The 23,011-nt window shown below is 65.6% G+C and carries 23 protein-coding genes and 1 pseudogene; 13 read left to right on the top strand and 11 right to left on the bottom strand.

The window, feature by feature from the left end:
- Positions 1 to 36: 36 nt before the first annotated feature.
- The 3 genes from WT97_RS21225 to acs all read right to left on the bottom strand — a co-directional run bounded on the left by WT97_RS21225 (position 37) and on the right by acs (position 4,465).
- On the bottom strand, positions 37 to 2,052 hold the full coding sequence (locus tag WT97_RS21225) for a sodium:solute symporter family protein (protein ID WP_059504017.1): 2,016 nt from the start codon (positions 2,050 to 2,052) through the stop codon (positions 37 to 39).
- Between the two features lie 3 nt (positions 2,053 to 2,055).
- Positions 2,056 to 2,400 (bottom strand): DUF4212 domain-containing protein, encoded by a 345-nt coding sequence (locus tag WT97_RS21220; RefSeq protein WP_059504019.1) that lies wholly within the window; start codon positions 2,398 to 2,400, stop codon positions 2,056 to 2,058.
- 82 nt (positions 2,401 to 2,482) lie between these two features.
- Positions 2,483 to 4,465 carry an acetate--CoA ligase gene (acs, locus tag WT97_RS21215; RefSeq protein ID WP_060354342.1) on the bottom strand — a complete coding sequence of 661 codons (1,983 nt, stop codon included), beginning with the start codon at positions 4,463 to 4,465 and terminating at the stop codon, positions 2,483 to 2,485.
- A gap of 313 nt (positions 4,466 to 4,778) precedes the next feature.
- Here acs and WT97_RS21210 point away from each other — a divergent pair, with 313 nt between their 5' ends.
- The 9 genes from WT97_RS21210 to WT97_RS21170 all read left to right on the top strand — a co-directional run bounded on the left by WT97_RS21210 (position 4,779) and on the right by WT97_RS21170 (position 12,062).
- On the top strand, positions 4,779 to 5,687 hold the full coding sequence (locus tag WT97_RS21210; RefSeq protein ID WP_059504023.1) for a DMT family transporter: 909 nt from the start codon (positions 4,779 to 4,781) through the stop codon (positions 5,685 to 5,687).
- Positions 5,688 to 5,798: 111 nt separating this feature from the next.
- Positions 5,799 to 6,383 (top strand): TIGR00645 family protein, encoded by a 585-nt coding sequence (locus WT97_RS21205; RefSeq protein ID WP_034207817.1) that lies wholly within the window; start codon positions 5,799 to 5,801, stop codon positions 6,381 to 6,383.
- Between the two features lie 44 nt (positions 6,384 to 6,427).
- Positions 6,428 to 7,951 (top strand): fumarate hydratase, encoded by a 1,524-nt coding sequence (locus WT97_RS21200; RefSeq protein WP_006478316.1) that lies wholly within the window; start codon positions 6,428 to 6,430, stop codon positions 7,949 to 7,951.
- A gap of 193 nt (positions 7,952 to 8,144) precedes the next feature.
- Positions 8,145 to 8,621: a bacterioferritin gene (bfr, locus tag WT97_RS21195; RefSeq protein ID WP_006478315.1), complete on the top strand. Its 477-nt coding sequence runs from the start codon at positions 8,145 to 8,147 to the stop codon at positions 8,619 to 8,621.
- Between the two features lie 34 nt (positions 8,622 to 8,655).
- Entirely contained in the window at positions 8,656 to 9,513 is an 858-nt protein-coding gene (murI, locus tag WT97_RS21190; RefSeq protein ID WP_060354341.1) for a glutamate racemase, read from the top strand.
- A 146-nt stretch (positions 9,514 to 9,659) separates the two neighbouring features.
- The gene (locus WT97_RS21185; protein ID WP_011885486.1) at positions 9,660 to 9,896 is read left to right on the top strand and encodes a bacterioferritin-associated ferredoxin; all 237 of its coding nucleotides are present in this window, start codon (positions 9,660 to 9,662) and stop codon (positions 9,894 to 9,896) included.
- A gap of 217 nt (positions 9,897 to 10,113) precedes the next feature.
- Positions 10,114 to 10,851 carry an energy transducer TonB gene (locus tag WT97_RS21180; protein ID WP_060354340.1) on the top strand — a complete coding sequence of 246 codons (738 nt, stop codon included), beginning with the start codon at positions 10,114 to 10,116 and terminating at the stop codon, positions 10,849 to 10,851.
- Between the two features lie 34 nt (positions 10,852 to 10,885).
- The gene (locus WT97_RS21175; RefSeq protein ID WP_027784946.1) at positions 10,886 to 11,620 is read left to right on the top strand and encodes a MotA/TolQ/ExbB proton channel family protein; all 735 of its coding nucleotides are present in this window, start codon (positions 10,886 to 10,888) and stop codon (positions 11,618 to 11,620) included.
- A 13-nt stretch (positions 11,621 to 11,633) separates the two neighbouring features.
- Positions 11,634 to 12,062 carry a biopolymer transporter ExbD gene (locus WT97_RS21170; RefSeq protein ID WP_006478310.1) on the top strand — a complete coding sequence of 143 codons (429 nt, stop codon included), beginning with the start codon at positions 11,634 to 11,636 and terminating at the stop codon, positions 12,060 to 12,062.
- A gap of 489 nt (positions 12,063 to 12,551) precedes the next feature.
- Here the strand turns inward: WT97_RS21170 and WT97_RS21165 are convergent, their stop codons facing one another.
- Positions 12,552 to 13,526, bottom strand: a complete 975-nt coding sequence (locus WT97_RS21165; protein WP_059791404.1) for a LysR family transcriptional regulator — start codon at positions 13,524 to 13,526, stop codon at positions 12,552 to 12,554.
- Between the two features lie 121 nt (positions 13,527 to 13,647).
- Between WT97_RS21165 and WT97_RS21160 the strand changes: the two genes are divergently transcribed.
- The 3 genes from WT97_RS21160 (at position 13,648) to hemP (ending at position 15,492) form a co-directional block, all read left to right on the top strand.
- Positions 13,648 to 14,520: a pirin family protein gene (locus WT97_RS21160; RefSeq protein ID WP_059504033.1), complete on the top strand. Its 873-nt coding sequence runs from the start codon at positions 13,648 to 13,650 to the stop codon at positions 14,518 to 14,520.
- A gap of 102 nt (positions 14,521 to 14,622) precedes the next feature.
- Positions 14,623 to 15,105, top strand: a complete 483-nt coding sequence (locus WT97_RS21155) for an SRPBCC family protein (RefSeq protein ID WP_059504035.1) — start codon at positions 14,623 to 14,625, stop codon at positions 15,103 to 15,105.
- A 141-nt stretch (positions 15,106 to 15,246) separates the two neighbouring features.
- Positions 15,247 to 15,492 (top strand): hemin uptake protein HemP, encoded by a 246-nt coding sequence (hemP, locus tag WT97_RS21150; RefSeq protein WP_060354339.1) that lies wholly within the window; start codon positions 15,247 to 15,249, stop codon positions 15,490 to 15,492.
- Between the two features lie 98 nt (positions 15,493 to 15,590).
- On the opposite strand, the gene WT97_RS34230 is transcribed toward hemP, so the two are convergent.
- The 6 genes from WT97_RS34230 to uvrB all read right to left on the bottom strand — a co-directional run bounded on the left by WT97_RS34230 (position 15,591) and on the right by uvrB (position 21,321).
- The gene (locus WT97_RS34230) at positions 15,591 to 15,761 is read right to left on the bottom strand and encodes a hypothetical protein (protein WP_156440304.1); all 171 of its coding nucleotides are present in this window, start codon (positions 15,759 to 15,761) and stop codon (positions 15,591 to 15,593) included.
- A 10-nt stretch (positions 15,762 to 15,771) separates the two neighbouring features.
- Positions 15,772 to 17,169: a 4Fe-4S binding protein gene (locus WT97_RS21145; protein WP_059504037.1), complete on the bottom strand. Its 1,398-nt coding sequence runs from the start codon at positions 17,167 to 17,169 to the stop codon at positions 15,772 to 15,774.
- Positions 17,166 to 18,008, bottom strand: coding sequence for an FTR1 family protein (locus WT97_RS21140; RefSeq protein WP_059504039.1), 843 nt, complete (start codon positions 18,006 to 18,008; stop codon positions 17,166 to 17,168). The genes WT97_RS21145 and WT97_RS21140 overlap by 4 nt, the downstream gene beginning before the upstream one ends.
- Positions 18,009 to 18,065: 57 nt before the next feature.
- Positions 18,066 to 18,398 (bottom strand): cupredoxin domain-containing protein, encoded by a 333-nt coding sequence (locus WT97_RS21135; protein WP_060354338.1) that lies wholly within the window; start codon positions 18,396 to 18,398, stop codon positions 18,066 to 18,068.
- Between the two features lie 55 nt (positions 18,399 to 18,453).
- On the bottom strand, positions 18,454 to 19,005 hold the full coding sequence (locus tag WT97_RS21130) for an iron transporter (protein ID WP_050018184.1): 552 nt from the start codon (positions 19,003 to 19,005) through the stop codon (positions 18,454 to 18,456).
- Positions 19,006 to 19,230: 225 nt separating this feature from the next.
- Complete coding sequence (gene uvrB, locus WT97_RS21125; RefSeq protein WP_059504041.1) at positions 19,231 to 21,321, bottom strand: excinuclease ABC subunit UvrB; 2,091 nt, start codon at positions 21,319 to 21,321, stop codon at positions 19,231 to 19,233.
- Positions 21,322 to 21,579: 258 nt separating this feature from the next.
- Between uvrB and WT97_RS21120 the strand changes: the two genes are divergently transcribed.
- On the top strand, positions 21,580 to 22,779 hold the full coding sequence (locus WT97_RS21120; RefSeq protein WP_060354337.1) for an amino acid aminotransferase: 1,200 nt from the start codon (positions 21,580 to 21,582) through the stop codon (positions 22,777 to 22,779).
- A gap of 118 nt (positions 22,780 to 22,897) precedes the next feature.
- Here the strand turns inward: WT97_RS21120 and WT97_RS34225 are convergent.
- Positions 22,898 to 23,011 (bottom strand): annotated as a pseudogene (locus WT97_RS34225) (3-hydroxybutyrate dehydrogenase); the annotation flags it as partial.

Here is a 23,011-nt window from a genome sequence, read left to right as displayed (position 1 = left end):
TTGCACGTCGATACGCGCTACGGCCGCCTTGCATCCTCACGGATGCCGAATGTAATCCACCAGCGCCCGCGTATACTCATCCGGCCGCTTGTCGCACAGACTCACCGCGATCGCCACCGCGAACCCCGCCGGCACGCCGAACACGCCCGAGCTGATCGGCTCGATCCCGAACCACGCGCGCCCGGCGAATCCGGTCAGTTGCGTGAAGAACGGATAAGTCGACACGATGTAGTACACGCACACCGCCAACCCCGTCACCATCCCGGCAATCGCGCCGCGCGTCGTCGTGCGCTTCCAGAACACGCCCAGCACCAGCACCGGAAAGAAGCTCGACGCCGCCAGCGAAAACGCGGCGCCGACGAGAAACAGGATCTTCCCGGTATTGAGCGACGCGACATACGACGCGAACAGCGCCACCCCCAGCAGCAGCACCTTCGAGATCGTCACGCGCCGCTGGCTCGTCGCATCGGGCGCGACCATGCAGTAATAGACGTCGTGCGACAGCGCGTTCGCGATCGTCAGCAGCAGCCCGTCCGCGGTCGACAACGCCGCGGCCAGCGCACCGGCCGCGATCAACCCCGACACCACGTACGGCAGTCCCGCGATCTCCGGCGCGGCCAGGACGACCATGTCCGGCTGCATCTGGATTTCCGACCAGTGCACGATGCCGTCGCGAATCACCTCGACGACGCTGATCAGATCGGGTTCGAAGTGATGCCATTGCGTGACCCACGCCGGCAATTCGGCGAACGGCCGCCCGACGAGATTCGCGAGGATCTCGTACTTGATCAGCACCGCGAGCACCGGCACGCTCAGGTAGAACAGCGCGATGAAGAACAGCGTCCAGCCGACGGAACGCCGTGCGGACGCGACCGACGTGGTCGTGTTGTAGCGCGTCAGGATGTGCGGCAGGCTCGCGGTGCCGAGCGACAGGCACAGCAGCAGCGCGAGGAAATTCCGCTCGCGCGGCTTGCGTTCGTCTTCGCTCGCGGCCGGAAACGGCTCGTGCATCGGCACGGGCGGCTCGGCACGCGCGAGCAGGTCGTCACGCGCCTGTGTCCACGCCACGCGCGCCGCCGCCGGATCGCGCGGGAAATCGGCCAGCTCGCGCTCGAGCTGGCTGATCTCGCGCAGCGGCCCGTTGTGGCGCCGCAGGTCGGCAAGCCGGTCGACGAGATGCCGGCGCGCGTCCGCATGGGACGCCGGCAACCGGTCGAGCCGCGTCTGGATATCCGCGGCTTGCCGGCGGTACGCATCCCGCACCTGCTGCTCGTCGCGCGCGTCGCGCACCTGCGCCTCGCGCGCCGCGACGCGCTCCATCAGCTTGCCGTAATTGAACTGCGGCACGGGCCCGAGGCCATTCTTCAGCGCGATCAGCGACACCGGAATCAGGATCGCGCTGATCAGGATGATGTACTGCGCGACCTGCGTCCACGTGACCGCCCGCATCCCGCCGAGAAACGAGCACACGAGAATGCCCGCGAGCCCGCAGAAGATGCCGATCGCGAAATCGACGCCGATGAAGCGCGTCGCGATCAGGCCGATCCCCTGGATCTGCGCGACCAGGTACACGAACGAACACAGGATCGCCGCGCCGGCGGCGAGCGCGCGCACGGCCGTACTCGAAAAGCGCGTGCCGAGAAAATCGGGAATCGTGTAGCGCGCGAGCTTGCGCACATACGGCGCGAGCAGGAACGCGACGAGGCAGAACCCGCCCGTCCAGCCCATCACGTACGCGAGCGCGTCGTAACCGGTGGCGTAGAGCGAACCGGCCAGGCCGATGAAAGACGCGGCCGAGAGCCAGTCGGCCGCCGTCGCCATCCCGTTGAACGCGGACGGCACGCGCCGCCCGGCCACGTAGTACTCGACGAGATCGGACGTGCGCGACAACAACCCGATCACCGCATACACGGCGATCGGCACGAACAGGAACACGTAGCCGATCCAGACGCCCGAGCCCGTCGCGCGCTCGATCCGCCACATCAGCAGCACGAACCCGAGAAACCCGAGCGTGTAGAGCGCGTACGCGCGTATCAGTCGATGCGTCAGCATGAATCAGCGCCCGCCGCTCGCAGGGCCGGCGCGTGCCGCATGCTCGTCGTACGCGCGGCGCAGCGTACGGTCCGCGCGTTGCATCAGCCCGATGTAGACGACGATCAGCACGAGGTAGACGAGAATCGCACCCTGTGCGCCGACATAGAACGGCAGGCTGAAACCGGCGAAGCGAACGCCGGCGAGCGCGGGTCCGAAGAACGGCACGATGAACGACACCGCGAAGCCGATCACCATCAGCACCGCGATCAGCGCGACGTTGAAGCGCCAGTAGCGTGCGTGCGCACGCGCGAGCGGCGCGGGAACGGGGGGTGGCGCGGCAGGCGCCGAACGGGTCGGAACGGTCATGCCGTTATGTAGCAAAAAGCCCCTGCGCGGGCAATCGGGATTGCCGCGCAGGGGCTCGCGCGCATGACGCGCAACCGTGTGCTCAACGCACTTCGGTGAGCTGCTCGAGGATGGCCGGATTCTCGAGCGTGGACGTGTCCTGCGTGATCGCCTCGCCCTTGGCGAGCGAACGCAACAGGCGCCGCATGATCTTGCCCGAGCGGGTCTTCGGCAGGTTGTCGCCGAAGCGGATGTCCTTCGGCTTCGCGATCGGCCCGATCTGTTTGCCGACCCAGTCGCGCAGCGCCTTCGCGAGCGCCGCGGCTTCGTCGCCTTCCGGGCGCGAACGCTTCAGCACGACGAACGCCACGACCGCCTCGCCCGTCGTGTCGTCCGGACGGCCGACCACCGCCGCCTCGGCCACCAACTCGTGCGACACCAGCGCCGATTCGATCTCCATCGTGCCCAGCCGGTGGCCCGACACGTTCAGCACGTCGTCGATCCGGCCCATGATCGTGAAGTAGCCGGTCTCCTTGTCGCGCACGGTGCCGTCGCCGGCGAGATAGAGCGTGCCGCCGAGTTCTTCCGGGTAATAGCTCTTCCTGAAACGCTCCGGGTCGCCCCAGATCGTGCGGATCATCGCCGGCCACGGGCGCTTGACGACGAGAATCCCGCCTTGCCCGTTCGGCACGTCCTGGCCCGTCTCGTCGACCACCGCGGCCGTGATGCCCGGCAGCGGCAGCGTGCATGAGCCCGGCACGGTCGGCGTCGCGCCCGGCAGCGGCGTAATCATGTGGCCGCCGGTTTCGGTCTGCCACCACGTGTCGACGATCGGGCAGCGCTCGTGGCCGACGTGCTTGTGGTACCACATCCACGCTTCCGGATTGATCGGCTCGCCGACCGTGCCGATGATGCGCAGGCTCGACAGGTCATAGCTCTTCGGGTGAACCTTGTCGTCGGCTTCGGCCGCCTTGATCAGCGAGCGGATCGCGGTCGGCGCGGTGTAGAACACCGTGACCTTGTGATCGCCGATCATCTTCCAGAAACGGCCGGCGTCCGGATAAGTCGGCACGCCTTCGAACACGACCTGCGTGCCGCCGCACGCGAGCGGCCCGTAAGTGATGTACGTATGGCCCGTGACCCAGCCGATGTCGGCCGTGCACCAGAACACGTCCGTGGGCTTCCAGTCGAAGGTCCATTTCATCGTCTGCGCGGCCCACAGCAAGTAGCCGCCCGTGCTGTGCTGCACGCCCTTCGGCTTGCCGGTCGAGCCCGACGTATACAGGATGAACAGCGGATGCTCGGCGCCGACCCAGGTCGGCTCGCAGCGCTCGGATTCGCCGTCGACGAGTTCGTGCATCCACAGGTCGCGCTCGGCATGCCAGTCGATCTTGCCGCCGGTGCGGCGATAGACGATCACGCTCTTGACCGCCTCGCAGCCGCCCATCGCGATCGCCTCGTCGGCGATGCTCTTGAGCGGCAGCGTCTTGCCGCCGCGCGCCTGCTCGTCGGCGGTGACGAGCGCGACCGCGCCGACGTCGACGAGCCGCTCGTTCAGCGATTTCGCGGAGAAGCCGCCGAACACGACCGAGTGCGTCGCGCCGATGCGCGCGCAGGCCTGCATCGCGACGATGCCTTCAATCGACATCGGCATGTAGATGACGACGCGATCGCCCTTCGCGATGCCGCGTTTCTTCAGTGCATTCGCGAAGCGCGACACGCGTGCGAGCAAGTCGGCATAGGTGACGCGGGTGACGGTGCCGTCGTCGGCCTCGAAGATCACCGCGACGCGCTCGCCGTTGCCGGCTTCGACGTGGCGGTCGAGACAGTTGTACGACGCGTTCAGCTCGCCGTCCTCGAACCACGTGTAGAACGGCGCGTTGCTCTCGTCGAGCACCTTGGTGAACGGCTTGTGCCACGCGAGGCCCTCGCGCGCGAGGCGCGCCCAGAAGCCTTCGTAATCCTGCTCGGCCTCGGCGACGAGCGCGCGATAGGCCGGCATGCCGGAAATGGTCGCCGTCTTCTCGAGCGCCGCGGGCGGCGCGAACTGACGGGTTTCGTGAAGAACCGATTCAATCGCAGACATCGACTACCCCTTGGTGAACATGAATCCTCTGCATGGCGGCGCGATCGTGCACGCCGCGCGTCTTGGCCGGCGCTCGCGCGCCGCTGTCTCCCACCACCCGCACGCGGCCGCGACGGCCTGCGCACGATGCTGCACCGCACCACATCACGCGAACGCGACCTGCGGCCCGGCAGTGTCCACGATAAGCGCTCCAACTTACCCGTCACTTACGCGGCCTGGCCGTTTCGTGCGCGGGGCGGCGCATCGAGTCAGCTTTACGCTGTTACAACCGCGACCCTACAATCCTAACTGAACTCGCCTTCCGGATTCCAGCTTGAATCGCTACGCCCTCTTCCTCATCCTGTCGATGCTGTTCGTCGGCAGCAACGTCGGTATCGGTAAATCCATCGTTGCATTCGTCCCCGTCGCCATCCTCGCCACGCTGCGCTTCGTGATCGCGATCGCCGTGCTGTGGCCGCTGTTCAGGCCCGTGAAAATGCGCGCGGTCAAGCGCGGCGAATGGCTGAACCTGTTCCTGCAAGCCTTCTTCGGCACCTTCATGTTCACGCTGCTGATGCTCAACGGCGTGCAGCGCACGAGCGCGGTGGCCGCGGGCGTCATCACGAGCACGATCCCGGCGATCGTCGCGCTGTTCGCGTGGCTGATCCTGCGTGAAAAGCCGAACGGCCGTGCGCTCGTGTCGATCGCGCTCGCGATCGTCGGCGTCGTGACGATCAACCTCGCCAACGGCGGCGCGGCCGGGCATGGCGCGCACGGCGACGCGTCCGGCTCGCTGGCCGGCAACCTGCTGATCCTCGGCGCGGTGTGCTGCGAATCGATCTACGTGATCCTGTCGCGCCGGCTCACGCAAACGCTCGCCCCGATCGACATCTGCGCCTACACCCACCTGTTCGGCCTCTTCCTGATGCTGCCGCTCGGCGCGACAGCGCTGTGGCGCTTCGATTACGCGAGCGTGCCGGCCGGCACCTGGGCGCTCGTCGTCTGGTACGGGTTGTCGGCGAGCATCTTCTCGTTCTGGCTGTGGATGAAGGGCATCCGGCACGTGCCGGGCAGCCTCGCCGGCGTGTTCAGCGCGGTGCTGCCGATCGCCGCGGCCGCGTACGGCATCGCGTTCCTCGGCGAGCGCCCGACGCTCGCGCACGGCATCGCGCTCGCGTGCGTCGTCGCCGGCATCGTGCTCGCGAGCCTGCGTGTGAAAAGCGTGCCGGCCGCCGCTTCGTGATCCGTCCCTCGCAGTGCCGGCGCGTCGCTGCAGCCGCGCCGGCCGACGCGTTACAATAGCGCGCCTTTTCAAGATTACCCCCGATACCTGCGCCCGCGCCCGTACCCCGACATGTCCGCCCCGCATTCGCCCGGCCGTCCTGGCCGTCGCCCGCTTCGTCCGCTTCCCGCGCTGATTTTCATGAGCCGCTGGCTCCAGGTTCCGCTTTACCTCGGCCTGATCGTCGCGCAGGCCGTCTATGTGTTCCTGTTCCTGAAGGAAGTCTGGCACCTGCTGTCGCATGCGACGGGCCTCGACGAAATCAGCGTGATGCTCGCGGTGCTCGGCCTGATCGACGTCGTGATGATCTCGAACCTGCTGATCATGGTGATCGTCGGCGGGTATGAAACGTTCGTGTCGCGGCTCGGCATCGAGGGCCATCCCGACGAGCCCGAATGGCTCGACCACGTGAACGCGGGCGTGCTGAAGGTCAAGCTGTCGATGGCGCTGATCAGCATTTCGTCGATCCACCTGCTGAAGACCTTCATCAACCCCGATCAGCACACGACGCACGCGATCATGTGGCAGGTGATCATCCACGTGTCGTTCCTCGTGTCGGCGCTCGTGATGGCATGGGTCGATCGCCTCACGACGCACACGCATCCGGCCCATTTCCACGAGACGCATGCGCCAGCGGCGTCCCGACCGGCGGCCTGAACCGTCGGCAAATCCTTCCCCACTGTCCCCACAGAGTCTCAGCCATGACCGTCATCAAACAGGAAGACCTGATCCAGAGCATCGCGGATTCGCTGCAGTACATCAGCTACTACCACCCGCTCGACTACATCCAGGCCCTCGGCCGCGCGTACGAGTTGGAAGAGAGCCCGGCGGCGAAGGACGCGATCGCGCAGATCCTCACGAACAGCCGCATGTGCGCGGAAGGCAAGCGTCCGATCTGCCAGGACACCGGCATCGTGACGATCTTCGTGAAGGTCGGCATGGACGTGCGCTGGGACGGCGCGACGATGGGCCTCACCGACATGATCAACGAAGGCGTGCGCCGCGGTTACACGCACCCGGACAACGTGCTGCGCGCGTCGATCGTCAATCCGCCGGAAGGCGCCCGCAAGAACACGAAGGACAACACGCCGGCCGTGATCCACTACGAGATCGTGCCGGGCGACAAGGTCGACGTGCAGGTCGCGGCGAAGGGCGGCGGCTCGGAGAACAAGTCGAAGTTCGTGATGCTGAACCCGTCCGACTCGATCGTCGACTGGGTGCTGAAGACGGTTCCGACGATGGGCGCCGGCTGGTGCCCGCCCGGCATGCTCGGGATCGGCATCGGCGGCACCGCCGAGAAGGCGATGCTGATGGCGAAGGAATCGCTGATGGAGCCGATCGACATCCAGGAAATCATCGCGCGCGGCCCGAAGGACTGGGTGGAGGAGCTGCGCGTCGAGCTGCACGAGAAGGTCAACGCGCTCGGCATCGGCGCGCAGGGCCTCGGCGGCCTCGCGACCGTGCTCGACGTGAAGATCATGGCGGCGCCGACGCACGCGGCCTCGAAGCCGGTCGCGCTGATTCCGAATTGCGCGGCCACGCGCCACGCGCACTTCGTGCTCGACGGGTCGGGCCCGGCCAAGCTCGAAGCGCCGTCGCTCGACGCCTGGCCGAAGGTGCAGTGGGAACCGAACACCGAAACCAGCAAGCGCGTCGACCTGAACACGCTGACGCCGGAAGAAGTCGCGAGCTGGACGCCGGGCCAGACGCTGCTGCTGTCGGGCAAGATGCTCACCGGCCGCGACGCCGCGCACAAGCGCATCGCCGACATGCTCGCGAAGGGCGAGAAGCTGCCGGTCGACTTCACGAACCGCGTGATCTACTACGTCGGCCCGGTCGATCCGGTGCGCGACGAAGTGGTCGGCCCGGCCGGCCCGACGACGGCCACGCGCATGGACAAGTTCACCGAGACGATGCTCGCTCAGACGGGTCTGATCTCGATGGTCGGCAAGGCCGAGCGCGGCCCGGTCGCGATCGACGCGATCAAGAAGCACAAGGCGGCCTATCTGATGGCGGTCGGCGGCGCGGCCTACCTCGTGTCGAAGGCGATCCGCGGCGCGAAGGTGCTCGCGTTCGAAGACCTCGGCATGGAAGCGATCTACGAGTTCGACGTGCAGGACATGCCGGTGACGGTCGCCGTCGATTCGTCGGGCACGTCGGTGCACCAGACGGGTCCGAAGGAATGGCAGGCGAAGATCGGCAAGATCCCGGTCGCCACCGCTTAAGCGCGATCGAACGAAAGGCCGGACGGAAGTCCGGCCTTTTTACTTCTCATTCTCATTATTGTGTGCGGCCGGTTGTTCGAGGCTGATTCTCATTACACGCAAAAGGCAGGCCCGACAAGGCTTCGAGGCTTGGCTTTTCTCGTTCGAGCGATTATCGTTCGGTTTCTGAAGCCCCACTGAACAAGGAACAGCCATGCAAGGCGACAAGAAAGTCATCGAATATCTGAACGCCCAACTGAAGAATGAACTCACGGCGATCAACCAGTACTTCCTGCATGCGCGCATGTACAAGCACTGGGGGCTCGACAAACTCGGCAAGCACGAATACGACGAGTCGATCGGCGAAATGAAACACGCCGACTGGCTGATCGAGCGCGTGTTCATGCTCGACGGCCTGCCGAACCTGCAGGACCTGCACAAGCTGCTCGTCGGCGAGGAAACCGAAGAGATCCTGAAGTGCGACCTGAAGCTCGAGCAGATCTCGCAGTCCACCTGCAAGGAAGCGATCGCCTACTGCGAATCGGTGCGCGACTACGTGTCGCGCGAGATCTTCGAGAAGATTCTCGACGACACCGAAGAGCACATCGACTGGCTCGAAACGCAGATCGACCTGATCGGCAAGGTCGGCCTGCAGAACTATCAGCAAACGATGATGGGTTCGGCCGAGTAATCGCGCCACCCGCCAGCCCGCCGCCCGCCCGACGATGACGAACCCGTCCGCCGCTACCGCGCCGCGCGCCGCCGCCCCTGTCGGCATCTTCGACTCGGGGCTCGGCGGCCTCTCGGTGCTGCGCGCCGCGCGCGCGCATTTGCCCGACGAATCGTTCGTCTACGTCGCCGACTCGCACCACGCGCCGTATGGCCCGCGCGACGAGGCATTCATCACGGAACGCACGCTGGCGATCGGCGAGTGGCTCGCCCACGAAGGCGCGAAAGCGCTCGTCATCGCGTGCAACACGGCAACGGCACGGGCGATCGCGACCATCCGCGAACGCCTGTCGATCCCGCTCGTCGGCGTCGAGCCGGGCATCAAGCCGGCCGCCGCGCTGTCCGCGACCGGCGTCGCGGGCGTGCTCGCCACGCAATCCACGTTGAACAGCCCGCGCTTCCAGGCGCTGCTCGACCGCTACGGCGCGGGCCGTCGCTTCATCTGCCAACCCGGCCACGGGCTCGTCGAAGCGATCGAACGCGGCGACACGAACTCCCCCGCGTTGCGCGCGCTGCTCGAGCGTTACCTACAGCCGATGCTCGACGACGGCGCCGATACGCTGGTACTCGGCTGCACGCACTATCCGTTCTTCACGGAAACGATTCGTAACCTTGTGGGCGAGCGCCTGACGATCGTCGACACGAGCGATGCCATCGCCCGCCAGCTCGCGCGGGTGCTCGACGAACGCGGGCTGCGCGCGCCGGCCGGCACGCACGCCGCGCCCCCGCGCTTCTGTTCGACGAGTGACGGCCTGCAACTGCGCGCGCTCGCGTCGACGCTGCTCGGCCTCGATGCGCCGGTCGAATCCGTCACCATTTCCTCGCCGAACGCGCGCGCCTGCGCGACCGCCTGACGCGGGCCGGCACGTCCGCTCTCCCTGCTTCGCCACGCCCGCCGCTTCAAGGGTCCGATGGCTTTAAAAAAAGCCGACCCAGGCTTGTCAACGCCTGCAAAATTAATGATAATAATTCGCATTAACGTTAGCTATCGCAACTCATCATGATCGTCTGCGTGTGCAAGTCTGTTTCCGATCGCAAGATTCGCGCATCCCTCGCCGAGGGAGTGAGCTCTTTCGACGAACTCCAATTCGAGCTCGGCGTGGCCACGTGCTGCGGCAAGTGCGAGGAGTCCGTACGCGACCTCATGGCCGAGCAAGGCGTCTGCGCGAGCCGGTGCGGTGTCGAGCATCATGCGCATCCGATCCCGGTCACGTTCTACGACCGCAAGGCGGCCTGAGCGACGCTGAGCGTGCGCATGCGGCCAGGCCGCATTTTTTGTTTTGACCGTCAGCAAGCCACCGTCTGCGCGAGCCAACGGCTTACCTGCCAAGGAGCCTGTGATGGAATTGCTGATCGGATTCGTAACCACCGTTTGCATCTCGCTGCTGATCTTCCGCAAGTGATGCCGATTCACCTGCCGCGCCCCGGGTGCGACGTCGTTCTTTCAAGCTAACATGCAGGCTTCGCATCTCGCTCCTGCCGGCGCCATGCCGGCTGCACCACGTATGAATCCCCGAGTGATCGTCGTCGCGGTCGGTGTGCTTGCCGCACACGCGATCATGCTCACGGCCGCGTGGCTCCATCGCAACCCGCCGCCGCCGAAATCGGTCGAGGTGCAGTCGATCACCGCGCAGCTCATCGCGCCTGCGCCGATCGCGCAACAGGTCGCGGCCGAGTCGATCCCGCAGCCCGCGCCGCCGAAGCCAGTGCCGCGCGTGAAGCCGAAGGTCGAGCCGAAACCGATGCAGAAAGCGGCGAAGCCGACCCCGCAACTGGTTGCGCCGTCGCCGGCCCCGTCGCCCACGCCCGCTCCCGCCGCCGATCCGACACCTGCTCCCGCCGCCCCCGCTCCCGCGGCACCGGCCGCCACGCCGGGCCCGGCGCGCGAAACGATGCAGGTCAGCGCGCCGAAGAACGTGCCGACGCTCCAATGCAACTTCGTGAAGCCCGACTATCCGTCGATGTCGCGCCGCCGCGGCGAATCGGGCACCGCCTATGTTCACTTCGTCGTTGGCGTGACCGGCAAGATCGAAAGCGACAGCATCGTGTTACAGAAGAGCAGCGGCTATCCGCGCCTCGACGATGCCGCACTCGACGCGATGCGCTCGACCACCTGCCGTCCATATATCGAGAACGGCCAGGCGATCCGCGCCGCCCGCACACAGCCCTACAGCTTCGGGCTCACCGACTAACCTGCCTCATCCGGAAGATTCAAAGGAAACAAAAATGCAAAGCTACGGTATCGCGCACGTCTGGGCGCAAGGTGATTTCGTCACACGCGCGATTGCGATCACGCTGCTCGTGATGTCGGTCCTGTCGTGGATCGTGATCGTCGTCAAAGGCTGGAACGTGATCCGCCTGAACCGCCTCACGAAGAACGCCGAACAGGCATTCTGGCATTCCGACAATTTCGACGATGGCATCAAGAAGCTCGGCCTCGCCGCCTCGACGCCGAACGACAACCCGTTCCTCGCGCTCGCGCTGTCGGGCAAGGAAGCCGCCGACCACCACCATCAGACCCAACCGCACCTGCACGATCGCATGGACGTATCGGACTGGGTCACGCGCTGCCTGAAGGACACGATGGACGAAGGTATTTCGCGCATGCAGAGCGGCCTCGCGATCCTCGCATCGGTCGGCAGCACGGCGCCGTTCGTCGGCCTGTTCGGCACGGTCTGGGGGATCTACCACGCGCTGCTCGCGATCGGCGCCACCGGCCAGACGTCGATCGACCAGGTCGCGGGCCCGGTCGGCGAATCGCTGATCATGACGGCCTTCGGCCTGTTCGTCGCGATTCCCGCCGTGCTCGGCTACAACGCACTGACCCGCGCGAACAAGGGTGTCGTCAGCAAGCTGCGCCGCTTCGCGCACGGCCTGCACGCGTACTTCGTGACGGGCGCGAGCCTCGCGTCGTCGTCGACGCGCGACGGCCTGCGTCTCGCATCGCGCGCCGCCAGCTGAGACGAGGTGATCCATGGCCATGAACACCGGTTTCAGCGACGATGACGACGATGCCGTGATGAGCGAGATCAACATGACGCCGCTCGTCGACGTCATGCTCGTACTCCTGATCATTTTTCTCGTGACGATCCCGGCGATGCAGCATGCGGTGAAGATCGACCTGCCGCACGCCAGCAGCCAGCCCGTCGACGAAAAGCCGCAGACCGTCGACGTCGCGATCCAGGGCGACGGCACGATCCTGTGGGACGACCACACGGTCACGCGCGAACAACTGCAGGCACGCATCGCGGAAGCCGCGAAACGCACGCCGCAGCCGGAATTGCATCTGCGCGCGGACCGCAAGGTGGCGTACGAGCACGTCGCGGAAGTGATGTCGGATGCGCAGGCAGGCGGCTTGACGAAGCTCGGCTTCGTGACGGAGCCCGGCGCGAAAGCGAAGTAACGTGCGCGCGCCCCGCCGTCGCGGGTAGTATCGGCGCACCTAGCCGGCCACCCCTGACCGGGCGTCCCTAACCGGGCGTCCCTAACCGGGCGTCCCCAACCGGGCGTCCCCAACCGGGCGTCCCCAACCGGGCGTCCCCAACCGGGCGTCCCCAACCGGGCGTCCCCAAAGTAAAAGGCCTTCATCGCCAGATGAAGGCCTTTTTTCATGCGCACGCGGGCGCCTTCGGGCGGCGGGCTCTTTGGCGGTATCGGTTGCGCCTCGAGCAACGCAAATGCGACTCTGCCGTGGTCTGCACGGACTGCGCGTTCTGCCCTATCTGGCTCACAATATATGCGGCCACCTGATTTCGCTCAGAACTTCCTTCACGAAATGGGATTTCAATATAGGCCCGCCCGTCCGCGCATTCAAGGTTCCGGCGATTGAAACTTGCGATTGCAGGCGACGCTTCAATGACAAAACAAATTTGCGTCGCCGTGGGCGCCGTGTTCAGGTCGCCGAAACATCGGCCGCCGCTTCCTTCTTCGCGCGCTCGGGGCAACCCGGCTCCTTGTACGCGCCATGGTCGAGCTTCTCGACCAGGTAATCGACGAACGCTCGTACCGCGGGCGGCATCCCCTGCCGCGATACGAACACCGCATACAGTTGCGGCACCGGCAGCGTCCAGCCGGGCATCACGGGCGACAGTTGCCCCGCGCGCAGCGCGTTGCCGTACATCATCTCCGGCAGCGCCGCGATGCCGAGGCCATCGAGCACGGCCTCGCGGATCGTCATCAGGTCGGCCGTCACCAGCCGAGGATCATGCTCGTGCACGTGACGCGTTCCGTCCGGCGCGATCAGGTTGAATACGTGCCGGCCGTCGACGCTCGGCGTATCGAGCGTCTCGAAGCCGGCCAGGTCGTCCGGCGCCAGCGGCGGCGCATTCTGGCTCAGCAGGCTCGGCGCGCCGACCAGCATCTGCTCGGTGCGCCACAGCGGCCGCACGACGATGTTGGCGTTCTGCGGCGGCTCCGAGCGCACACGCAACGCGACGTCGATCGAATCCTCGAACAGATCGATCACGCGATTCGTCACGCGCACATGCACCTTCACCTCAGGATAGCGGCGCAGGAATTCGGGCAGGATGCGCGACAGCATCGTCTGCGACAGCGTCACCGGCACGCTGACACGCACCGAGCCGCGCGGCGACGCACGCAACTGCTGCACCGCGTTCATCGCGGCCTTCGCTTCGGCGAGCATCGCCTGGCAATGCTGGTAGAACAGTTCCCCCGCCTCGGTCAGTGCGAGCTTGCGCGTCGAACGCTGCAGCAGGCGCACGCCGAGCGCCGCTTCGAGCTCGGTCAGGCGCCGCGACAGACGCGATTTCGAGATGCCCAGCACGCGCTCGGCGGCCGAGAAGCCGCCATGTTCGACGACCTGCGAGAAGTACATCAGGTCGTTCAGGTTATGTGCATCGATATTCATCTCATCGTTCCAATTCCAGAACAATCCATTGCGAACCGCCGCGAATCGCGCGGTAAAACGCCCAATATAATAGCGCCATGTTTCAAAAATAACGCTATTCCGATGATGTCGAGGGCTTCCCATGACCACCGCTCGCTCGCTTGATCGCACCTACCCCGCGCTTCGCACCACTGAAGGCGGCGGTTTCGTGGTTCACCGCCCGTTCCCCACGCGGCTGCTGATGGATTTCGATCCGTTCCTGCTGCTCGATGAAATGGGCCCCGTCGACTACGCCCCCGGCGAAGCCGTGGGCGCGCCCGACCATCCGCATCGCGGCTTCGAAACCGTGACCTACGCGCTCGACGGGCGCTTCCGTCATCGCGACTCGTCCGGCCATGCCGGCACACTCGGCCCCGGCGACGTGCAGTGGATGACGGCCGGCGCCGGCGTCGTGCACAGCGAGATGCCGGACCCGGCGTTCGCTCAGGCAGGCGGGCGCTCCCACGGCTTCCAGCTGTGGGTCAACCTGCCGCGCCGCGACAAAATGATCGCGCCGCGTTACCAGGAGATCCCGGCTGCCCGCATTCCGACCGCGACGTCGCCGGACGGCCGCGCGCGCGTGCGCGTCATCGCCGGCGAAGCATTCGGCGTACAGGCCGCGATCGAGACCCGCACGCCGATCCTCTATCAGCACTTCACGCTGGAGCCCGGCGCAACGGTCACGCAGCCCGTGCCGGCCGGTTACCGCGTGTTTGCCTATCCGATCGACGGAACGGGCCTCTACGGGCCCGACAGGCAGGCTGTCGACGCACGGCACATGATCGTCTACGGCGACGACGGCGACACCGTTACGTTCGCTGCCGGCGACACGTCGCTCGATCTGCTGCTGATCGGCGGCGTGCCGCTCAACGAGCCGATCGTCCGTTACGGCCCGTTCGTGATGAATACCGAGGAAGAAATCCGGCAGGCCGTCGTCGACTACCAGACCGGCCGCATGGGCCGCATCGACGCGTGAACCAGTTGGGGCGCAGGGTGCCGCGAAGCCAGTGGTTTTGCGTCACAATAAGTGCTTGAATCATGCATGTGGCGACCCCGCCACCAGAAGGAACCCCTGCCCTTGAACTTCGAACATCTGATCCAGATCAACTCCGACGATCCGGCCGTGCCGGCCCTCACCCGCGACCAGCTCTGGGAAGGCCTCGTGCTGCGTGCGGAACAGCCGCAGCTGTTCGTGATCGGTCTCGACAGCTGCGTCATCCACGAACGGACGGACACGACGCTCGAACGCGAACTGCATTACGGCCACGCGACCGTGCGCGACCACGTGACGTTCACGCCGAACCAGCAGGTCCGCTACGACATCCGCGCGGCCGACGGCGAGATCGGCGGCTCATTGACGATGACGATCGAGGAGCGCGACGACAACGAGCTGTTCCTGCGTTTCGAGTACCGCACGACGCTGACGGTCACGGACGACAGCGAAGAAGCGCGACAGACGCACGGGATCGTCAAGGAGGCGTACCGCACGTCGGATATCGATACCGTTCGCCTGATCCGTGAATACGCGCAGGGTCGCAAGGATCCCGATCCGCTGCACTGAATCCCCGTGGCGGCCTGCGGGCCGCCTTTTTTGATTCAAGCTATCAGCGCTGATATTTCGATTGACAAAGAGTTTTTGTAAATGGGAATGGTTATCATTTAGAATTCATTCCATCGTATCGACAGTCACCGCTCAAACCGAATGACCGACACCATGCGCCCGACCACGCTGACCCTGCGCCGCACCACCGGCACCGCAGCCAGCAGCCGTCAGAAGACGGCAGCGGTCACCACGCCGGCGAAACCCGACGGCAACCGCGATGCAGGCACGCGGGTCGTCAACAGCGATGCGCTGCTGCAAGGCCAAAGCCATGTCAGCATCGCGCATAACGGAGAGACTTATCAGTTGCGCGCCACGCGGCTCGGCAAACTGATCCTGACGAAGTAACGACCGAGTATTGTGGGGACCACCTCCCTGAGAGGTGTTGGGCAGTAGCCAGCGTAACGGCTTGCACGCGAGATCTAGACCCCTTCGTGCAAACACACTCAAGCAGCCGTTGCAGCAAGCCAAGCCACTTTTTTTTGGTTCTCACACAAGGAAGAAAAAAGCGACACGTCGAAGAACGTGTCGCTTTTTAGTTTGAGCTGCCAATGCGCGAAGCACGTTGCCCGGGTGCGCGTTGCTGCCGCCGGTGCGGCGACGGCGAGGAGCGGCATGCTCGCCGCTTCAGAACCCCCAGAACATCAACCACCATGCGCTGTCGACGACGGCCAGCCCGACGGCGAACCACGCGAATGCCGCGAGCCGGCGCGGCCATGCCGCATAGCGCCCCGCTACCTTCCACGCGAGCCACGCACTCCACACATTGGCGCCGACCAGAATCGCGATACGCACATCGGATGCCCAGCCGAGCGGCACATGCTCGGCGCGCAGCAACGACAGCGTCGTGGCCGACAGCCCGAGGAACACGCCCGCACCCGCGATCGGAATCAGCGCCTGTGCGAGATGATGCAGGCGCACGCGATCGAAGCGGCCGAGCATCAGCGTGGCGCCGGCCAGCAACACCAGCAGCGCCGTGCCGTACACGAGGCCCGTGCCGACGATGTAGCTGACGACCAGCCCGCCATCGAGCCAGGAGAACACGTCGTTGCGGTCCGGGTAGTGCGTGAGCAGGAACCACGGCGCATTGGTCTCGAGCGGCCACGTGATGTCGCGGTCGATCAGCCAGCCCGCGAGCCATTGCTTGATCTGCACGAACCAGGGGCTGACGGTCCAGTGGAACGCGCCGATCGCCACGCCGAGCAGGCCGTACAGGATCAGCGCGGTGTCCCACGGGTTGGCCTGTTCCGCACCGAGGTTCACGACTTCGTCGGACGGCGAACGCAGCGACAGCGAAATCGCGTCGCGGTGCCCGCTGCAGCGGCCGCACATATGGCAGGCCGCCGCACCCTTCATGTTGCGCAACGGCACGAGCGGCGCGCAGTTGATCGGAATCACGCGATGGCCGTGCTCGCCGTTCTTGTACGAACGGCGCCATGCATCCTCGTCGACCTTGTAGCGCATCGGCGCGAGCCGTGCGAGCAGCCCGAACACGCCGTTGACCGGACACAGGTACTTGCACCACACGCGTTTCTCGCGGCCGTACAGCACGCCGATCACGATCGCGCCGACGGTCGAGCCGCCGAGCACGAACAGCACCGCGAGCGGGTACTGGTACACGCTCACCATCTGCCCGTAGATCGTCGTGATGCCGAACGCGACGAACGGCCAGCCGCCCCACCGGATCCAGCGCGGAATCGGGCCGCCGCGGCCGAACTTGCTCGCGTATTCGGTGAGCGCGCCCTCAGGGCACAGCACACCGCACCAGACGCGGCCGAGCATCACCATCGACAGCAGCACGAACGGCCACCAGATGCCCCAGAACGCGAACTGCGCGATGAGCGTGAGGTTGTTCCACAGGTGCGCGGAATCGTCCGGCAGCGGCAACACCGCCGGCACGATGATCAGGAACGCGTAGACGGCGACGACGATCCACTGGATACCGCGGATCAGCGCACCGTGGCGCTGCATCCACTGGCCGGCCTGCGCGAGCCAACCCGGCTTGACGGCGGCGACAACGCTCATGCCGCGCGACCCGCTGCAACGGCCGGACGGCGGCTCGCGCGCTTCATCAGCAGCCAGACGACCGCCCAGTACACCGCATACGCCACCAGGTTGGTCAGCGCCGGGTGCGCGCGATAGCCGGTCAGCGTCGCGACGAGCGAACCGAACGTGCCCGAATCATCGAGGATCGCGGACGTATCCCACACCTGCGAGATGCCGAGCGGCAGGATTTCCTTGTCGATCAGCTTGTCGACGCCGGTCTGGAACAGGCCCGCGCCGAGAAACAGCAGCATCACCTCGGTGACGCGGAAGAAATGCCGCCACGAGAAATACTTGCCGCCGAGCTGCAGCAGATAGAACGTGAGGAACGCGAGGCCGAGACCGATCACGACCGCGAGCATCTGGCTGCCGTCGACGTGGCCCGACTGGCCGAAACCGAGGCCGTACAGGAAGATCACCGTCTCGCTGCCTTCGCGCGCGATCGCAAGCGCGACCAGCACGGCGACGCCCCACCAGTTCGAATCGCGCGTGCTTTGCTGCAGCGACTGCTCCATGTCGCGCTTCAGCGTGCGGCCGTGCCGGCGCATCCACAGCACCATCTGCACGATCAGCACGCACGCGATCAGCACCATCGCCGTCTGGAAATAGTCCTGCGCGTCGCCGGACAACACCTCGGTGAACCCGACCAGCGCGGCGCCGAGGCCGACGGCCATCAGCAGGCCGGCGCCGACGCCGGCCCAGAGGAAAGGCAGGCCGCGGCGCGCGTCGTCGTCGCCGTTTTTCAGCCATGCATAGAGAATGCCGACGACGAGCAGCGCTTCGACGCTCTCCCGCCAGACGATGAACAAGATCTGACCCATCGATACCTCCTGACGCGCGGGGCAAGGGACTGGACGCCCGCGCGCAGATAAAACGCGTTACTTCGCGACGATCACGCCCTGTGCCTGCTGGTGAAAATCGTCGAAAAACTTGTATTCGCCCGGCGACAGCGGGGCGACGACCACGAACGAATCGGCGCCCGGCGCGAGCACCTTCTCCTTGCGCAACTGCACGCTCTCGAATTCGGCGGCGCCCTTGCCGGTGTTCCTGATCTCGATCTTGAAGCGCTGGCCGGCCGGCACTTCGATGCGCGCGGGATTCAGCTTGCCGTCCGTCATCTCGAGCTTGAACGTCGGCAGATCGGCCGCATGCGCCGCGCCGGCAAACCACAGCGCAGCGGCTGCGGCAACGATTTTCTGGGGAATTTTCATTCTGGGTTCTCTACGCCGACGGCGCGCCGAAGCGCGCCGTTCGTCATGCCACCGATCAGTAACCGCCCTTCTTGCCGATACCGGCGAACGGGAAGTCGTACTCGAGCGTGATGGGCTTGAACCACGGGCCCACGCCCGTTTCCTTGTCGACGTGGCGGCCGAACGCCATGTGACCCGACTGCATCGGCGGCTTGACGACCAACGTCAGGTGATACTTGCCCGGGCCGGCGAGCTTCACGTTGTCGCCATAGTGCGGGCCGTCGCTCGCGACCATGCCCATCAGGTCGCCCTCGGCCTTCCACTTCGTGTCGCCCTGCTTCGTCAGCTTGTACGTGACCTGCAGGTACGGCATCCAGTCGCCTTCCGCGAAACCGGTCGGGTTGTTCTTGACCGCATGGATGTCGGCCTCGAGGTGGATGTCGGAATCCGACGCCTTGCGCATCATGCCTTCCGGGTCCATCGTGATCGGCTGCAGATACACCGCCCCGATTTCCATGCCGCCCTGGATCTGCTGCTTGCCGATCGGATACTCGGCCGCCGAGGCCGACATCGCGGCCAGCGCCGCCGCTACCGCAACCGTCGTGCGGATGAACGAAGAACCCAACATGGACACTCCTTGTTATTTGTCTGACTATCTTGACGACATGCGAGCCGCCGCCGGGCGCCCGCTGGAAACACTAACGCGACGAAGAACGTTAATGCGAACTATTCTCAATACATGAGGAGTTTAGCACCGAACCCGTTTCCGAACAAACGGAGAGGGCCGTAAACCCCTGATCCGACAAGGCTTACAGGCGCTTTACCAAAAGGATTCGGTGACGCTTGGAAAGATTTACCGCCCGCCGCTGATGTGATCGCCGACGTTCGCGCCGAACACGCGTTCGCGCAGCACGGCAAGCTGGTCGCGGGTCGCGGCGGCCTTCTCGAATTCGAGGTTCTTCGCGTAGTCGGCCATCTGCTTCTCGAGACGCTTGATTTCCTTCGCGAGTTGCTTTTCCGACATGTCCTCGAATTTCGCGCGCTGCTGCGCCTCCTTCAACTCCGCACGCGCGTCGTCGGCGTTGTAGACGCCGTCGATGATGTCCTTGATGCGCTTCACGACGCCGCGCGGCGTGATGCCCATCTTTTCGTTGTAGGCGATCTGCTTCGCGCGGCGCCGCTCGGTTTCGTCGATCGCGCGCTTCATCGACTCGGTCATGTTGTCCGCGTAGAGAATCGCCTTGCCGTTCACGTTCCGCGCGGCACGTCCGATCGTCTGGATCAGCGAGCGCTCGGCGCGCAGGAAGCCTTCCTTGTCCGCGTCGAGGATCGCGACGAGCGACACTTCGGGAATGTCGAGGCCCTCGCGCAGCAGGTTGATCCCGACCAGCACGTCGAACGTGCCGAGCCGCAGGTCGCGGATGATCTCGACGCGCTCGACCGTATCGATGTCGCTGTGCAGATAACGCACCTTGACGCCATGGTCGGCCAGGAACTCGGTCAGCTGTTCGGCCATGCGCTTCGTCAGCACGGTGATCAACACGCGCTCGCCGGCCTGCACGCGTGCGTTGATTTCGGTCAGCACGTCGTCGACCTGCGAGCTCGCCGGACGCACCTCGATTTCCGGATCGACGAGGCCCGTCGGTCGCACGACCTGCTCGGCGATCTGCCCCGTCACGCGCTTCTCGTAGTCGGCCGGCGTGGCCGACACGAACACGACCTGACGCATCTTGCGCTCGAACTCGTGGAACTTCAGCGGCCGGTTGTCGAGCGCCGACGGCAGGCGGAAGCCGTAATTGACGAGGTTTTCCTTGCGCGCGCGGTCGCCGTTGTACATGCCGTTCAGCTGGCCGATCAGCACGTGCGATTCGTCGAGCAGCATCAGCGCATCGGGCGGCAGGTAGTCGACGAGCGTCGGCGGCGGATCGCCGGGCGCCGCACCCGAGAAATGCCGCGAATAGTTCTCGATGCCCTTGCAGAAGCCGAGTTCCTGCAGCATCTCGAGATCGAAGCGCGTGCGCTGCTCGAGGCGCTGCGCCTCGACGAGCTTGCCCTCGCGATGGAAGAACTCGAGCCGTTCGCGCAATTCGTCCTTGATCGTCTCGACCGCGCGCATCACGGTGTCGCGCGGCGTCACGTAATGCGACGACGGATACACGGTGAAACGCGGAATCTTCTGCCGCACGCGCCCGGTCAGCGGGTCGAACAGGTGCAGCGTCTCGACCTCGTCGTCGAACAGCTCGACGCGCACGGCCATTTCCGCGTGTTCGGCCGGGAAGATGTCGATCGTGTCGCCGCGCACGCGGAACGTGCCGCGCTGGAAATCCTGCTCGTTGCGCGTGTATTGCATCGCGATCAGCCGCGCGATCACGTCGCGCTGGCCGAGCTTGTCGCCGGTGCGCAGCGTCAGGATCATCTGGTGGTATTCGGACGGATTGCCGATACCGTAGATCGCCGACACCGTCGCGACGATCACCACGTCGCGACGCTCCATCAGGCTCTTCGTCGCCGACAGCCGCATCTGCTCGATGTGCTCGTTGATCGACGAGTCCTTCTCGATGAACAGGTCGCGCTGCGGCACGTAGGCCTCAGGCTGGTAGTAGTCGTAGTACGAGACGAAATACTCGACCGCGTTGCGCGGGAAGAACTCGCGGAACTCCGCGTAAAGCTGGGCCGCGAGCGTCTTGTTCGGCGCGAACACGATCGCCGGGCGGCCGAGCCGCGCGATCGTGTTGGCCATCGTGAAGGTCTTGCCCGAACCTGTCACGCCGAGCAGCGTCTGGAAGGCAAGGCCGTCGCCGACGCCTTCGACGAGCGTGTCGATCGCGGTCGGCTGGTCGCCCGCGGGCGGGTATGGCTGGTAAAGCTGGAACGGCGACCCTTCGAAAGTGACGAATTTGGATTCGTCGAGCGCGTCGCCGACTTCGGCATGATGTTCGGACATGGAATGCGGCCGGAGCAAGGGCAAAGAAAGCATTCTAGCGCTTCGCGGCCGCGCGAACTGCTGTCGGCTCCTGACGCGCGACGGCCGCCCGAATTCACGATTCGCCGCCCCGATCGCGATGGAATCGCCGCCCCCGCCAGCGCGAATTCGCTACAATGTCAGGCTGCTGCGCTTTCCGGCGTCGCGCCGTTGGCGCGCTGCACTGCGCCCGCCCGCCGGCTGAAAGCCTGACCCTCTTTTCACTACTGCCGAATCATCATGTCGCTCTTCTCCGCTGTCCAGCTTGCTCCCCGCGACCCGATCCTGGGCCTGAACGAAGCCTTCAACGCCGATACGCGTCCGACCAAGGTCAACCTCGGCGTCGGCGTGTACACGAACGAAGACGGCAAGATTCCGCTGCTGCGCGCGGTTCGCGACGCGGAGAAGGCGCGTGTCGAGGCCGGCCTGCCGCGCGGCTACCTGCCGATCGACGGGATCGCCGCCTACGATGCGGCCGTGCAGAAGCTGCTGCTCGGCAACGACTCGCCGCTGATCGCGGCGGGCCGCGTGGTCACGGCGCAGGCACTGGGCGGCACGGGTGCGCTGAAGATCGGCGCCGATTTCCTGCGCACCGTGAATCCGAACGTGAAGGTCGCGATCAGCGATCCGAGCTGGGAAAACCACCGCGCGCTGTTCGAAGCGGCCGGCTTCGAAGTCGTCGCGTACCCGTATTACGACGCGGCCACCAACGGCGTGAACTTCGAAGGCATGCTGTCGGCGCTGAACAGCTACGCGGCCGGCACGGTCGTCGTGCTGCATGCGTGCTGCCACAACCCGACCGGCGTGGACCTGACCGACGCGCAGTGGCAACAGGTCGTCGACGTCGTGAAGGCGCGCAACCTCGTGCCGTTCCTCGACATGGCCTACCAGGGTTTCGGCGAGAACATCGAAGCCGATGCCGCTGCCGTGCGCCTGTTTGCCGCGGCCGACCTCAACGCGTTCGTGTCGTCGTCGTTCTCGAAGTCGTTCTCGCTGTACGGCGAGCGCGTCGGCGCGCTGTCGATCATCACGTCGAGCAAGGAAGAAGCCACGCGCGTGCTGTCGCAACTGAAGCGCGTGATCCGCACGAACTACTCGAACCCGCCGACCCACGGCGGCGCGGTGGTCGCAGCGGTGCTCGCATCGCCGGAACTGCACGCGGCGTGGGTGCAGGAACTCGGCGAAATGCGCGACCGCATCCGCGCGATGCGCAACGGTCTCGTCGAGCGCTTGAAGGCGAGCGGCGTCGATCGCGATTTCAGCTTCATCAACGCGCAGCGCGGGATGTTTTCGTATTCGGGCCTGACCTCGGCACAAGTCGATCGCCTGCGCGACGAGTTCGGCATCTATGCGGTCAGCACGGGCCGGATCTGCGTCGCCGCGCTGAACACGCGCAACCTCGACGCGGTCGCCAATGCGATCGCAGCGGTCCTGAAGTAAGGCGGCGCCGGGCGGCAGCCGTCACCGGCCCCGCCTTGCCGACATGAAAAACGCGCTCCGTGGAGCGCGTTTTTTTGTGCTGTTCAGCACGGTGGGCGCTACACCGCCCGCCCTCGCGTTACTGCATGAACCAACCGTGGCTGACGACCACCGATTGGCCCGTGAGCGCAGCGCTCGGGAATGCCGACAGGAACAGCACCGTCTGCGCGACATCCTGCACCGTCGTGAACAC

The organism is Burkholderia sp. MSMB1459WGS, from assembly GCF_001534535.1.
In the GTDB taxonomy this organism is placed as follows: domain Bacteria; phylum Pseudomonadota; class Gammaproteobacteria; order Burkholderiales; family Burkholderiaceae; genus Burkholderia.
Note: the sequence above shows the minus strand (reverse complement) of the source record. Positions and strands in the feature narration are given on the sequence as shown.